This window comes from Kribbella sp. HUAS MG21, from assembly GCF_040254265.1.
In the GTDB taxonomy this organism is placed as follows: domain Bacteria; phylum Actinomycetota; class Actinomycetes; order Propionibacteriales; family Kribbellaceae; genus Kribbella.
This window is the reverse complement of the sequence record NZ_CP158165.1, coordinates 4,497,499-4,511,486: the sequence shown is the minus strand read 5'-3', so window position 1 is coordinate 4,511,486 and position 13,988 is coordinate 4,497,499. Positions and strand designations below refer to the sequence as shown.

The following is a 13,988-nucleotide window of genomic DNA, read 5'->3' as shown; positions in this document are numbered from 1 at the left end:
CCGGGGGTCAGAGGACGAGGGCGTCCGTACGGCGCTCGACCGGGGCGAAGGCGACATCCAGGCCGAAGCACGACGGGCCGAAGACCGCGAGCGCCTCGGGGGTGCGCATCAGGTCCGGCGTGGAGATCCCGACCACCGTGACCCGCTGCCCGTAGCGCAGGCCTTCCGTCGTGATCGGCTCCGCGGTGTCCGCCTCCAGCACGCAGATCAGGTCCGGCACCGTGCACACCACTTCGCCGTCGACGTCCGCCACCAGGTTCTCGTTCTGGAAGCGCAGCTCGAGCTGTGACGTCCCGTCGTACCCGGTGAACCTCGCCCGCCCGCGCGCGAATCCCTCGACCGTACGGCGTTCCACGTCGACGACCTTCCCGCGGAACAGCACCCGCAGGTGGCTGTACAGCGTCGGCGCCAGCGCGGCGCGGATCGCCTCGACCGGGTCCTCGTGCGCAGCCCGCGCCTCCCGGACCGCGCGCCCGATCGACAGCCCGAGCGACAGCGTCCGCGGTACGGCGGTGCGCTTCACCTCGGCCCCGGTCATCGAGTACTCCGCGATGTGCGCGACCCCGCCGAGCCGGACGGTGATCCCGCGCGCCAGCCACTCCATCTGCTTGTTGTCGGCGCCGGTGTCGATGACCACGGTCTCGTCGTGCTCCCCGGCGATCGCCATCGGCGACCCCGGTACGCCGTACACCGAGAACGTCTCCATCTGCAGCTCGGGGAACGCCCGCCCCATGCCGTCCGCGTCCACCACCGGGAGCCCGGTCCGGGCCGCGACGAGCAGCGGGATCATCGAGTTGATCCCGCCGCACTCGATCGGCATCGTCGCGTCGGCCGTCCGGCCGAGGTGCTTCTCCAGCGCCCGCAGCGCACCGACCGGCTCGCTGCCGCGCGGGATCTTCTCCACGATCACGGTCGGCGCGCCCATCTGCGCGGTCGGGACGACGAACGCGTCGTCGGCCAGTTCGTCCGGGTCGAGGACGGTCACCGGCCCGTGCTCCCGGATCGCCTGCTCGACGAGCAGCCGCCCGATCAGCGGATCGCCACCGCCGCCGGTGCCGAGGATCGCCGCACCCCGGGCGAGGTCCCGCAGGTGCTCGATGCCCAGTTCCCAACTCATGCCGTCTCCAGGGCGCGGATCGGGTCCAGGTCGTAGCCGAAGTACCGCGGACCGACCAGTTCGATGCCTTCCGGGGAGTGCCAGCGCTCGTCGGCCGGCGCCGCGAGCACGCTGACCCGGTGCCCGTAGCGCAACGCCTCGGTGGTGATCGGCTCGCCGGATTCGGTGTCGAGCACGATGATCAGATCCGGCGTGGTCGCGACCGCCGTACCGTCGAGCTCCGCGACCAGATGCTCGTTCTGGAACCGCAGCACCAGCAGCCGTCCGTGCGACCCGTCCAGTCCGTCGACGGCCGCGTCGCCTCGCGCGAAGCCGGTCGTCGTACGGCGTTGCACGTCGACGACCTTGCCCGTGTGCAGCAGCCGGCCGCCGAGCTCCTCGACCACCGCCGCGACCGGGTCGGTGTGCGTACGCCGCGCCTGCTCGATCGCCTGCCCGATCGTGACGCACTTGCTGAGCGTTCCGGCGACGAACGACCCGCGGACCTCGGCACCGGTCATCGCGTACAGCGAGACGATTGCCGAGCAGCCCATGTCGACGGTCGCCGACCGGGCGAGGCGTTCGGCCCAGGCGTTGGTGACCGTGTCGAAGACGCCGCGGTTGCCCTTCTCGTCGACGATCGACATCGGCGTCGCCTCGATCCCGGCGAGCGTCGGCAGCACCATCTGCAGCTCGGGGAACGCGCGTCCCATCCCGTCACCGTCCACCAGCGGCAGCCCGAGCTGCGCGGCGGCGATCACCGGTACGGTCGAGTTCACCCCGCCGGCCTCGATACAGGCCAGGTGCGTCGGCGTCTTCCCGACGTACTTCGCCAGCGTCCGGACCGCGACCGAGATCTGGTCGGCGGACGGCAGCTTCTCCACCATCACGGTGGGCGCGCCCATCATCGCGACCGGCAGCACGCAGGCGTCGTCCGGAAGGTCGTCCACGGCAACGATCTCGACCGGGCCGTGCTCCTTCAGCGCCTGCTCGGCCAGCAACCGCCCGATGTGCGGATCGCCGCCCCCACCGGTCCCCAGCACGGCGGCGCCCCGGGCGAGCGCGCCCAGGTCCTCGGCCCGGAGCTTCATCGCGTCTCCCCCAGCCGCAGGTCGCCGACCGCCTTGCAGCGGATGCGGGTCGCGTTGCCGGGGAGGTACGGGATCGGGACCTCGTCGAAGTCCACGATCCGCACGGCCGCCGGATCCGCACCGGCCGCGACCGCGCGGTCGACGGCCTCCTGCCGGGCCTCGTCCACGACCGCGTCGCGGCGCCCAGGGTCGATCGCGTAGACCCGGTCGACCTCGCCGCCGACCTGGGCGATCGCGGCGCCGATCGCGTTCGCGACCGCGAAGTTCTCCGGCCGGTGCACCGCGAGGCTGCCGGGCAGGTCGTCGGGCAGCAGGATCGAGCCACCGCCGACCGCCACCACCGGCAGCGGGTCGGGCGACGTCCGCATCCGCTCCACCGCGTCCGCGATGTCCGCGGCGACCCGGGCGAGCGCGGCCTTCACCAGCGTCGGATCGAGGTCCGCGACCGCGGCGCTGTCGCCGACCTCGGCGCGCCCGGCCGCGACCGCGATATCCGTCGCGGTCAGCGTCTTCCCGCCGAAGACCAAGGCCTCCTCGGTCAGCCGGTAACCAACCGACCGCGGGCCCACGGTCACCTGATCGTTGCCTTCGGCCACCAAGCTGCCGCCGCCGATGCCGATGCTGAGTACGTCGGGCATCCGGAAGTTCGTCCGGACGCCGGCCACGTCCACCTCGGTGGTCGCCTCGCGCGGGAAACCGTGGGTGAGCACGCCGACGTCGCTCGTCGTACCGCCGACGTCGACCACCGCGCAGGTGTCGAGCCCGGACAGCAGCGCCGCGCCGCGCATCGAGTTGGTCGGCCCGGACGCGAACGTGGCGACCGGGTACCGGCGGGCGAAGTCGACGTCCATCAGCGTGCCGTCGTTCTGGCTCAGGTACAGCGGCGCGGCGATGCCGTGACCCGCGACGGCGCCGGCCAGCCCGTCCACGATCGACGCGGCGAGCTCACGGAGCGCCGCGTTGATGATGGTCGCGTTCTCCCGCTCCAGCAGGCCGATCCGGCCGATCTCGTGGGACAGCGAGATCGCCACGTCGTCGCCGAGCTCCGCGCGCAGGATCTCCGCCGCCCGCAGCTCGAACTCGTTGCTGACCGGCGAGAACACCGACGAGATCGCCACCGACCGGACGCCGTGCGCGACCATGTCGCCCGCGTGCCGCCGCAGCTCGTCCTCGTCCAGCTCGGCGATGTGCCGCCCGTCGAACTCGTGCCCGCCGTGCGCCAGGTAGCTCCGGCCGCTGATCGCCCCGACCAGCCGCTCCGGCCAGTCGACCAGCGGCGGCAGCGACGCGGTCGCGGGCAGCCCGAGCCGGAGCGCCGCCGTGGGCGCGAGCCGCCGGGCCTCGACGAGGGCGTTGATGAAGTGCGTGGTGCCGATCATCACCGCCCGCACCTGCGCCGGGTCGAACGACCGCTCGGCCTGCAGCCGGTCGAGCGTGTCGATGATGCCGGCGGTCACGTCCGCGCTGGTGGCCGACTTGTTGGCGGCCAGCACGGTCGTTCCGTCCAGGAGCACGGCGTCGGTGTTGGTGCCACCGACATCGATGCCGATTCGCATGCGCAGGTTCCTCTCAGCTCGCCGCGGGTACGGCGGTGGTTGCGGTCGTCTCGCTGTCCATCGTGCGGCTGGTCCCGATCCCGCGGATCAGCCCGAGCTTGCCCGCGACGGCGTACGCGATGAAGCCGACGACCAGCGAGTTGATGCTCGGCAGGCCCCAGGCGACGTACTTGCCGATCAGCGCGGCGCCGATCCAGATCACGATCGTCGCCGGGACCCAGGTCGGGGCGGTCGCGGGCAGCGTGCCGCCGGTCCGGGAGGCGTCCAGTTCGGGGCGCCAGCGCTTCACCACGAAGTACTCCGCGACCATGATCCCGGCGATCGGCGGGAACGCGACGCCGAGCAGCACCAGGAAGTCGGTGAACTTGTCCAGGATCCCGCCGGCCGCGAGCACGCTGCCGAGGACGCCGACGACGAGCGTGACGACCGCCCGGTTGACGTGCCGGCCGAAGACCGTGCCGATGAAGTTCACCACGCCGAGGCCGGAGCTGTAGAGGTTCCAGTCGTTGATCTTCAGCGTGCCGAGGATGATCACCAGCGTGCCGACCCAGCCGACCGACGAGGTGACGATCGTGATCACGTTCGCCGAGCCGACCGCGTGGGCCAGCAGCACGCCGACCAGGCCGATCACGTACTCGCCGAGCGTCACGCCGAGCACGGTCTGCTTGACGACGTCGCCGACGCTGCGGTTGTAGCGGGTCATGTCCGGCGTGATCACGGCGCCGACGATGAAGCCGCCGGCGACGAGCGTCGTACCCTCCAGCAGGCTCAGCTGCGGGCCCGGGGGCGCCGCGTTCACCAGCGAGCCGAGGCTGTGGTCGCTCAGCTCGCTGACGATCGACCAGCCGACCAGGAGCAGGAACGCCGGGACGGTCACGTACGCGACCCAGGCCATCGAGTGGAAACCGCGCAGCACGACGAGCGTGACCGCGAGACCGAACACCAGCGACCATCCCCAGGTCGGGAGCACCCCGATCAGCTGGCTGAGCCCGGCCGCGGACACCGCGGACTGGATCCCGAACCAGCCGATCAGGCTGATCCCGATGGCCAGCCCGATCAGCGACGACCCCGCCTGGCCGAAGCCGGTCCAGCGCGCGATCACCGACGTCTGCAGGCCTTCCCGGGCGCCGATCACGCCGATCAGGATCGCGACCAGCTCGAGGATCACCGCACCCAGCGTCAGGGCCCAGAACGCGTTCCAGAAACTCATCCCGAACCCGAGCGTCGCGCCGAGCAGGAACTGGCTCAGCGCCGAGATCTGCCCGAAGCGCTGGGTCGCGACGGACCACCAGGAGTATCGCGCGTGCTCCGGGACCCGGGCGAGCGCGTAGTCGTCGGTGCCAACAGAAGAACCGGCCATCGGAACCTCCAGAACTGGGGATTCCACCGAACGTACGACGCCCGCCCGGCCAGCCTCACCGTGAAGGTTGCACAGTCCGCGTCGGCAGACTGTGCAACCAGCCTAGAGCGGGTCGATGTCCGTCAGGGTCTCCGGTGTCAGCTCCAGCCAGCGGGTGATCCCGATCTCGCGGAGGAACGGGACGTCGTGGCTCGCGATCACCAGTGCGCCACTGTAGGACGCCAGCGCGTCCTTCAGCTGTGCCACGCTCGCCAGGTCGAGGTTGTTCGTCGGCTCGTCGAGCATCAGCAGCTGCGGCGGAGGCTCCGCGAGCAGCAGTGCCGCGAGCGTCGCCCGGAAGCGCTCGCCACCGGAGAGCGTGCTGACCAACTGGTCCGCCGCCCGCCCGCGGAACAGGAACCGCGCCAGCCGCGCCCGCCGCTCCTGGTTCTCCGTGCTCGGAGCCAGCAGCGCCAGGTTGTCCACGATCGACAGGTCGTCGCGCAACAGGTCGAGCCGCTGCGGCAGGTACCGGAACGGCACCACGGGCAACGACCCTGCCACGACCGACTGCAGCAGCGTGGTCTTGCCGGCGCCGTTCGGCCCGGTCAGTGCGATCCGCTCCGGTCCTCTGATCTCCAGGTCGACGTGTGCCCCGGTCCGCAGTACGTGGTCCTCCAGCCGCAGCACCACCCGGCCGGCGGGTACGGCGGTCTTCGGCAGGTCGACCCGGATCGTCTCGTCGTCGTGGACCTTCTCCTCCGCGTCCGCGAGCGCCTCCTGCGCCGATTCGAGCCGCTCGGACTGCATCCCGAGGTGCTTGCCGGCCGACACCTGCGCCGCCCGCTTCAGCCCGCCCGCGACGATCTTCGGGATCCCGCCCTGCTCGAAGGCACGCTGACCGCGGGCGCGGCGCTGGTCCATCTTCATCCGCGCGTCGATCAGGTCCTTCTTCTGCTTGCGTACGTCGGCCTCCGCGGCGCGCAGCATCCGCTCGGCGGCCTCCTGCTCGACCGCGAGGGCCTCCTCGTACGCGGTCAGGTTGCCGCCGTACCAGGTGACCTCGCCCTTGCGCAGGTCGCCGATCTGGTCGACCCGGTCGAGGAGCTCCCGGTCGTGGCTGACGATCAGCAGCGCACCCCGGAACTGGTCGACGGCGTCGTACAGGTGCCGCCGCGCCCGCAGGTCGAGGTTGTTCGTCGGCTCGTCCAGCAGCAGTACGTCGGGACGCCGCAGCAGCTCGGCCGCCAGCCCGAGCAGGATCGTCTCGCCGCCGGACAGCTCGCCGACGCTGCGGTCGAGGCCGATCGCCCCGAGGCCGAGTTTGCCGAGCAGCGCCTCCGCGCGTTCGTCGACGTCCCAGTCGTCGCCGACGATCGCGAAGTTCTCCTCGGAGGCGTCACCCGACTCGATCGCGGTGACCGCCCGTCGTACGGCGTCGATGCCGAGCGCCTGGTCGACGCGTAACGAGGTGTCGAGGGTCAGGTCCTGCGGCAGGTACCCGAGCTCGCCGCTGACCCGGATCGCCCCGCGCTGCGGAGTGAGCCGGCCGGCGATGAGCCGGAGCAGCGTCGACTTGCCGGCGCCGTTGCGGCCGACCAGCCCGGAACGCACCGGGCCCGCGACGAACGTCAGGCCGTCGAACAGCACCTCGCCGTCGGGCCAGGCGAAGAAGAGATCGGTACAGGACAGGGAAAAACTCATGAGCGTTGCACTCCCAACGAGGTCTCGGACGAGACCGCACGCCACGACAGGCGGCAGTCGATCGACTGAAGAGAAAGACCTCGGAGTTACAACGCGGACCCCTGACGCCGGGAATGGGACGCCGACCAGGATACGGTCCCGGCCGCGCGAGCTTCAACTACTTTCCGGAAAGCTTGCGGCGGGCAACGATCAGCAGGTCGACGGCGGCGACCACCGCGAGGACCCCGAACGCGACCACCCAGCCGACCGGGAGTTCGAGTACGGCGGCCAGCACCGCGGCCGCGATCCACAGGCAGACCCCGAACACCGACAGCACCAGCCGCAACGTCAACGCGCTACGCGGTGGAGGAGGCTCGTACGCCATACCTCTGCTGTACCCCTACGGGGCTTTGCGCAGCCAGGTTTCGACGCCGGCGATGTGCGCGGTCATCCAGGCGCGGGCCGCCTCGGCGTCGCCGATCTCGATGGCGTCCAGGATCGCGGCGTGCTCGGACAGCGTGCGCTCGACCGCGCCGGCCTGGGTGACACCGCGCCAGATCCGGGCCCGCTGGGTCGCGCCGGAGACGCCGTCGAGCAGCGAACAGACGACCTGGTTCCCGGTCGCCTCGGCGATCCCGCGGTGGAACCGCAGGTCGTTCGCGACGAGTTCCTCGACGCCCGCGTCCGGCGTCAGGTCGCTGCACAGCAGCCGGAGCTCGGTGACCTGCTCGGGCGTGATCCGGGTCGCGGCCAGCGCGGCGACGCCCGGCTCGAGCAACCGCCGTACCTCGAAGAACTGCAGCACCGAGTCGTCGCGGTGCAGGTCGACCATGAAGCTCAGCGCGTCCAGCAGGTGCGCCGAGTCCAGGCTGGTCACGTACGTCCCGTCGCCGTGCCGGACGTCCAGCACGTTGACCAGCGTGAGCGCCTTCACCGCCTCGCGCAGCGAGTTCCGCGACAGCCCCAGCCGCGCCGCGAGATCCGCCTCCTTGGGCAGCCGATCCCCCGGCCCCAACTCCCCCGAGGTGATCATCTCCTTGATCTTGACGATCGCCTCATCCGTCAACGCCATTCCGTCAGTATGCCGCGCGGCGGAGCCTCAGCGCCGTACGGCAGGGCCTCAGCGCCGTACGGCAGGGCCTCAGCGCCGTACGGCGACCGCATCCACCTCGAAGGCCATCTCCGGCAGCGCCAGCGCCGCCACGCCGAGCAGCGTCTGCACCGGCGGCCGCTCCGGCCAGTACTTCGCGATCACGCGCCCGAGCACCCCGAGTTTCTCCCCCGAGTGGTCGACGACGTACGTCCGCAACTGGAAGACGTCGGCGTAGCCGAGACCGGCCGACCGCAGCGCCACCCCGAGGTTCTCGAACGCCAGCCCGACCTGTTCCTCGAAACCGTCGATTTGCACCTGCCCGTCGGGCCCGGACGCGTACTGCCCGGCGACGAAGACGAGGTTGCCCAGGTCGGCGACGTGGCTGTACCCGAAGCCCACCGGGTCGTGCAGTCCTGCGGGGTTGGTGATCATCGACGACCTCACGTTCTGGATAGTTGATATCCAGAACGTTAGCACGCCGATCAGCCGGTGCCGACGGCCCGGGCGAGCAGGGTGGACCGGGTGCGGGCGCCGGTCTTGGCGAGGACGGCTTTGACGTGGTCGTTGACGGTGTGGTCGGAGAGCACGAGGCGCTCGGCGATCCGGCGGGAGTCGGCGCCGGTGGCGAGTTCGGCGAGGATCTCGCGTTCGCGGCGGGTGAGGCCGTGGGCGAGGGCGAAGACCTCCAGCCGTTCGGCGGGGGTCGACTGCTCGATGGTCACGGCGACGTCGGCCTCGGCGGTCGGCGCCGTACGAGCGGCGCGCAACGTGAGCCAGCGGCCGGCGGCCAGGTGTACCCGCGACCACGGCGGGCCCACCGGGACGCCCGCCTCGACCGCGACCAGGGCCGCGGCGACGTTGTACGCCGCCGCCGGAATCGCCTGGGCGACGACCGACGGATCGCCGGGCGGATTGAGCCGGTGCAGCGCCGCGCGCGCCGCCTCCGTCCCGACCCGCACCGTCAGGTCCGGCCCGAGCAGCAGCACCGCCGGCCCAACGTCTTCCCCCGGTCCCGGCGCCGTGACGAAGGTGCGGGCCTGCGCCGCGCGCAACGCGGCCGTCAGCGACGGCACCACCGACCCCACCAGGCGGCACTCCGCCGCGGTGAACGCGTCGCGCGTCGTACGCCAGAGATCGAGCCACGCCCAGCACCCGAAGCGGTCCGCGAAGACCGCGGTCAGTACGTCGACCACACCCGGCCGACGCCACTCCACCCGCTCGCCGGGACCCAGCGCCCGTACGACGGCACCGCTCGCGAGCAGGTCACACCAGCGCGTACCCACCCCGGCGTACCGCGCCCGCACCAGTCCTGGCAGCTCCGCCCAGGACAACCCCGGGACGTCGGCGAGCGGCGCCGTACCCACCCGGGTCACCGGATCGGTCAGCGCCCAGACGTGCCCGTCGAACGGCACCGCCCGACGCAGCTCGGCCAGCACCTGCTCGCGGAACTCCTTGGCGTCCAGGCGGCCGGAACACAGCCGCTCCACGCGCTCCCGCACACCGCGAGCGTACGAAAGATCCCCAGGATCGGGGATGTGTTGTGGCCGGCGCCCGGTCGCACGCTGGGCGCATGATCACTCTGCACATCGAGAACACCATCCACGACTACGACGCCTGGAAGGCCGCGTTCGACCGCTACGACCGCGCTCGCCGCGACCACCACGTCCTCGGCCACCGCGTCAGCCGGCCGGTCGACGACCCCACCACGGTCTACATCGATCTCGACTTCGGGAGCCGCGAGTACGCGACGGCTTTCATCCAGGTGCTGGAGAAGATCTGGCAGACCCCGTTGTCCGCGGCCGTCTCCAGTGCGCATGCCGTACCGCAGCTCCGCACGCTGGACGAGCAGCAGCCGGCCGCCGTGCCCGCGTGACCCACCGATGAGGTCCAATCATCCCCGAGTGGACTGATCCGTCACGTGACGTTGACCACACTTCTGCGCGGTGCTGATCGTCACGGGCGGCGAGTGGACAACTGCATACAGTGGGCAGCCACGCTCAGACCGACATTCCGGGAAGGACCCCGAAGACGCCGGAAAGCCACCTCTGCAAGGGGGTCCCGCAGGCGCGGCCGGCGCTCTCCGCTACGCCGGCCGCTGAGAGGACGGCGTGTGGCCTGAAACACCTTTGTGGGCAGTGTTTCAGGACGCGGCCGATCGGGTCCCCGGGGGGCGACCACTCGACACACTGGTCCGGTGGTCCCCGGCTGTGGAAGTGGTCCGGGTGCTATTAGCCTTTGCTTGGGACACCACCCATAACATCAGCATTAAGCACCCCGTGGTACCGGACCGAAATCGGAAGAGGCGAACTGCCAAGTGGCCACCGAGCCATCAGACACAAATCCCCTAGCAGCCTTCGGTGCGAACGAATGGCTGGTCGACGAGCTGTACGAGAAGTACCTGCAGGACCCGAACTCGGTGGATCCGGCGTGGTTGGACTTCTTCAAGACGTACAAGCCCGGTGAATCAACGGGTGACGCGAAGCCGGTGACGAGCACCCCGGCCGACGCTCCCCGGCCGGACGCGGTGTCCGACAACAAGACCCCCGAGGCGCCGAGCCGCGGTACGGCGACGTCCGCGCCGGCCTCGAGCGCGCCCGCGGCCACCACCGCGGCGACCCAGCCCACCCCGGCCGCCGCGCAGGCCGCCCCGCCGCAGACCCAGCCGGCCACGAAGCAGGCCCCGGCCCAGTCGAGCGCCCCGACCGGAGGCACGGTGAACCAGCCGCCCAGCGCCCAGCCCAAGCCCGCCCCCGCGACCACCGCGGACGCCGAGCGGAAGATCCTCCGGGGCGCGCCCGCGCGGACCGCGCAGAACATGGAGACCAGCCTCTCGGTCCCCACCGCGACCAGCGTCCGCCAGGTCCCGGTGAAGCTGCTGATCGACAACCGGATCGTCATCAACAACCACCTCAAGCGCGCCCGCGGCGGCAAGGTGTCGTTCACGCACCTGATCGGCTGGGCGCTGGTCAAGGCGCTGAAGACGCTGCCTGAGATGAACGCGTCGTACGACGAGACCGACGGCAAGCCGACACTCGTGCACCCGGCGCACATCAACCTCGGCCTGGCCATCGACATGCAGAAGCCGGACGGCACCCGGCAACTGCTGGTGCCGTCGATCAAGGCCGCCGAGGAGATGACGTTCGCCGAGTTCTGGATGGCGTACGAGGACATCGTCCGCCGGGCCCGGGACAACAAGCTCGCGCTGCCGGACTTCCAGGGCACCACGATCAGCCTGACCAACCCCGGCACCATCGGCACCCAGCACTCGGTGCCGCGGCTGATGACCGGCCAGGGCTGCATCATCGGCGTCGGCGCGATGGAGTACCCGCCGGAGTACCAGGGCGCGGCCGACGAGACGATGGCCAAGCTCGCGGTCAGCAAGGTGATGACGCTGACCTCTACGTACGACCACCGGATCATCCAGGGCGCCCAGTCGGGTGAGTTCCTGCGCCGGATCCACCAGCTGCTGCTCGGCCAGGAGGGTTTCTACGACGAGATCTTCCAGAGCCTGCGGATCCCGTACGAGCCGATCCGCTGGGCCGCCGACCTCCCGCACAGCCACGAGGAGGACATCAGCAAGCAGGCCCGGATCCTCGAGCTGATCCACGCGTTCCGGGTGCGCGGCCACATCATGGCCGACACCGACCCGCTGGAGTACAAGCAGCGCAGCCACCCGGACCTGGACGTCGCGACCCACGGCCTGACGCTGTGGGACCTGGACCGCGAGTTCGCCACCGGCTCGTTCGGCGGCGCGGACCGCAAGTTCATGAAGCTGCGCGAGATCCTCGGCATCCTGCGCGACTCGTACTGCCGGACCACCGGTATCGAGTACATGCACATCCAGGACCCCGAGCAGCGCAAGTGGATCCAGGAGCGGGTCGAGCGCCCGCACACCAAGCCGCCGCGCGAGGAGCAGCTGCGGATCCTGGCCAAGCTGAACGAGGCCGAGGCCTTCGAGACCTTCCTGCAGACCAAGTACGTCGGTCAGAAGCGGTTCTCGCTGGAGGGCGCCGAGACCACGATCCCGCTGCTCGACGAGCTCTGCGAGGAGGCGGCCGGCGCCGGTCTCGACGAGGTCGTGATCGGTATGGCGCACCGCGGTCGGCTGAACGTGCTCGCGAACATCGTTGGTAAGTCCTACAGCCACATCTTCCGCGAGTTCGACGGCAACATCGACCCGCGGACCGTGCAGGGCTCCGGTGACGTCAAGTACCACCTGGGCGCCGAGGGCGAGTTCGTCTCCGAGTTCGGCGACAAGATCAAGGTCTCGGTGGCGGCGAACCCGTCGCACCTGGAGACCGTCGACCCGGTGCTCGAGGGCATCGCGCGCGCCAAGCAGGACATCCTGGACCGCGGCGCCGCGTTCCCGGTGCTGCCGATCCTGGTCCACGGTGACGCGGCGTTCGCCGGCCAGGGCGTGGTGGCGGAGACGCTGAACCTGTCCCAGCTGCGCGGCTACCGGACCGGCGGCACGATCCACGTGATCGTCAACAACCAGGTCGGTTTCACCACCTCGCCGGCCTCGTCCCGCTCGTCGATGTACTCCACCGACGTCGCGCGGATGGTGCAGGCGCCGATCTTCCACGTGAACGGCGACGACCCCGAGGCCTGTGTCCGGGTCGCCGACCTGGCGTTCGAGTACCGGCAGGCGTTCAACAAGGACGTCGTCATCGACCTGGTCTGCTACCGCCGCCGCGGTCACAACGAGGGCGACGACCCGAGCTTCACCCAGCCGCTGATGTACGACCTGATCGAGCAGAAGCGCTCGGTCCGGAAGCTGTACACCGAGGCGCTGATCGGTCGTGGCGACATCACGATCGAAGAGGCCGAGCAGGCGATGCAGGACTACCAGCAGCGGCTGGAGCGGGTGTTCGCCGAGGTCCGGGACGCGAAGAACGAGCCCGAGACGCCGGCGGCGTACGTCACCGTCCCGGTCTACCCGGACAAGCCGGAGGGCCCGGACGCGACCGCGATCAGCCGCGAGGTGCTGAAGAAGGTCGCCGACGCGTACACCACGCTGCCCGAGGGCTTCACCGTGCACCCGAAGGTGCAGCCGCAGCTGCAGCGCCGGGCGCACGCGATCACCGAGGGCCCGCTGGACTGGGCGAGCGCCGAGATCACCGCGTTCGGTTCGCTGCTGCTCGACGGGCGGCCGGTCCGGCTGGCCGGTCAGGACAGCCGCCGCGGCACGTTCGTGCAGCGGTTCGCCGCGGTCATCGACCGGGTCAACGGGCAGGACTACGTCCCGCTGCAGCACCTGGACGAGGGCAACCAGGCGAACTTCTACGTCTACGACTCGCTGCTCAGCGAGTACGCCGCACTCGGCTTCGAGTACGGGTACTCCGTCGCGCGGCCGGAGGCGCTGACCCTGTGGGAGGCACAGTTCGGCGACTTCGTGAACGGCGCCCAGTCGGTCATCGACGAGTACATCTCGTCCGGTGAGGCGAAGTGGGGCCAGAAGTCCGGCGTCGTGCTGCTGCTGCCGCACGGCTACGAGGGCCAGGGCCCGGACCACACCTCGGCCCGGATCGAGCGGTTCCTGCAGCTCTGCGCGGAGAACGCGATGACGGTGGCCCAGCCGTCGACGCCGGCGTCGTACTTCCACCTGCTGCGTCGGCACACGCTCGGCGAGGAGCACGTCCCGATGATCGTCTTCACGCCGAAGCAGCTGCTGCGGCGCAAGGAGGCGGTGTCGCAGCCGGAGGAGCTGACCCACGGCACGTTCCGCCCGGTGATCGGCGACGCCGAGGCCGAGGCGAACGCGGGCGCCGTCGAGCGGGTCATCCTGGCGTCGGGCCGGATCGTGTACGACCTGCTCGCCGAGCGGAAGAAGGTCGAGCCGGACAAGATCAGCACTGCGATCGTCCGGGTCGAGCAGCTGTACCCGCTGCCGCACGAGGAGATCGTCGCCGAGCTGGCGAAGTACCCGAACGCGACCGAGATCCGCTGGGTCCAGGACGAGCCCGCGAACCAGGGCCCGTGGCCGTTCATGGCGCTGAACCTGACCGAGCACCTGGGCGGCAAGCCGTTCTACCGGGTGTCCCGGCCCGCCATGTCCGCCCCGGCGGTCGGCTCGCACGGCGTCCACGGCGCCGAGCAGGCCACGCTGCTGAAGCAGGCGTTCAGCTGA

At 70.7% G+C, this 13,988-nt stretch carries 11 protein-coding genes; 2 read left to right on the top strand and 9 right to left on the bottom strand.

Annotation, left to right across the window (positions count from 1 at the left end; genetic code table 11):
* Positions 1–7 precede the first annotated feature (7 nt).
* The 9 genes from ABN611_RS22175 to ABN611_RS22135 all read right to left on the bottom strand — a co-directional run bounded on the left by ABN611_RS22175 (position 8) and on the right by ABN611_RS22135 (position 9,357).
* Positions 8–1,117 (bottom strand): DUF917 domain-containing protein, encoded by a 1,110-nt coding sequence (locus tag ABN611_RS22175; protein ID WP_350274127.1) that lies wholly within the window; start codon positions 1,115–1,117, stop codon positions 8–10.
* Positions 1,114–2,187, bottom strand: coding sequence for a DUF917 domain-containing protein (locus ABN611_RS22170; RefSeq protein ID WP_350274126.1), 1,074 nt, complete (start codon positions 2,185–2,187; stop codon positions 1,114–1,116). The genes ABN611_RS22175 and ABN611_RS22170 overlap by 4 nt, the downstream gene beginning before the upstream one ends.
* Entirely contained in the window at positions 2,184–3,743 is a 1,560-nt protein-coding gene (locus ABN611_RS22165; RefSeq protein ID WP_350274125.1) for a hydantoinase/oxoprolinase family protein, read from the bottom strand. Before ABN611_RS22165 ends, ABN611_RS22170 begins: the two co-directional genes overlap by 4 nt.
* A gap of 13 nt (positions 3,744–3,756) precedes the next feature.
* Entirely contained in the window at positions 3,757–5,103 is a 1,347-nt protein-coding gene (locus tag ABN611_RS22160) for a cytosine permease (protein WP_350274124.1), read from the bottom strand.
* A 102-nt stretch (positions 5,104–5,205) separates the two neighbouring features.
* A complete protein-coding gene (locus ABN611_RS22155) occupies positions 5,206–6,786 on the bottom strand; it encodes an ATP-binding cassette domain-containing protein (RefSeq protein ID WP_350274123.1) in 1,581 nt (526 codons plus the stop codon).
* Positions 6,787–6,943: 157 nt separating this feature from the next.
* Positions 6,944–7,150 carry a DUF6343 family protein gene (locus ABN611_RS22150; RefSeq protein ID WP_350274122.1) on the bottom strand — a complete coding sequence of 69 codons (207 nt, stop codon included), beginning with the start codon at positions 7,148–7,150 and terminating at the stop codon, positions 6,944–6,946.
* Positions 7,151–7,165: 15 nt separating this feature from the next.
* Positions 7,166–7,837: a FadR/GntR family transcriptional regulator gene (locus ABN611_RS22145; protein WP_350274121.1), complete on the bottom strand. Its 672-nt coding sequence runs from the start codon at positions 7,835–7,837 to the stop codon at positions 7,166–7,168.
* Between the two features lie 69 nt (positions 7,838–7,906).
* Entirely contained in the window at positions 7,907–8,302 is a 396-nt protein-coding gene (locus ABN611_RS22140; protein ID WP_350274120.1) for a Rid family hydrolase, read from the bottom strand.
* Positions 8,303–8,340: 38 nt separating this feature from the next.
* Positions 8,341–9,357, bottom strand: coding sequence for a helix-turn-helix transcriptional regulator (locus ABN611_RS22135; protein WP_350274119.1), 1,017 nt, complete (start codon positions 9,355–9,357; stop codon positions 8,341–8,343).
* Positions 9,358–9,428: 71 nt separating this feature from the next.
* Here ABN611_RS22135 and ABN611_RS22130 point away from each other — a divergent pair, with 71 nt between their 5' ends.
* Positions 9,429–9,731 carry a hypothetical protein gene (locus ABN611_RS22130; RefSeq protein ID WP_350274118.1) on the top strand — a complete coding sequence of 101 codons (303 nt, stop codon included), beginning with the start codon at positions 9,429–9,431 and terminating at the stop codon, positions 9,729–9,731.
* Positions 9,732–10,172: 441 nt separating this feature from the next.
* A complete protein-coding gene (locus ABN611_RS22125; RefSeq protein ID WP_350274117.1) occupies positions 10,173–13,988 on the top strand; it encodes a multifunctional oxoglutarate decarboxylase/oxoglutarate dehydrogenase thiamine pyrophosphate-binding subunit/dihydrolipoyllysine-residue succinyltransferase subunit in 3,816 nt (1,271 codons plus the stop codon).

Coding starts and splice junctions, on each gene's coding strand:
- ABN611_RS22175 (WP_350274127.1), bottom strand. CDS start 1,117: ATGAGTTGGGAACTGGGCATCGAGCACCTGCGGGACCTCGCCCGGGGT.
- ABN611_RS22170 (WP_350274126.1), bottom strand. CDS start 2,187: ATGAAGCTCCGGGCCGAGGACCTGGGCGCGCTCGCCCGGGGCGCCGCC.
- ABN611_RS22165 (WP_350274125.1), bottom strand. CDS start 3,743: ATGCGAATCGGCATCGATGTCGGTGGCACCAACACCGACGCCGTGCTC.
- ABN611_RS22160 (WP_350274124.1), bottom strand. CDS start 5,103: ATGGCCGGTTCTTCTGTTGGCACCGACGACTACGCGCTCGCCCGGGTC.
- ABN611_RS22155 (WP_350274123.1), bottom strand. CDS start 6,786: ATGAGTTTTTCCCTGTCCTGTACCGATCTCTTCTTCGCCTGGCCCGAC.
- ABN611_RS22150 (WP_350274122.1), bottom strand. CDS start 7,150: ATGGCGTACGAGCCTCCTCCACCGCGTAGCGCGTTGACGTTGCGGCTG.
- ABN611_RS22145 (WP_350274121.1), bottom strand. CDS start 7,837: ATGGCGTTGACGGATGAGGCGATCGTCAAGATCAAGGAGATGATCACC.
- ABN611_RS22130 (WP_350274118.1), top strand. CDS start 9,429: ATGATCACTCTGCACATCGAGAACACCATCCACGACTACGACGCCTGG.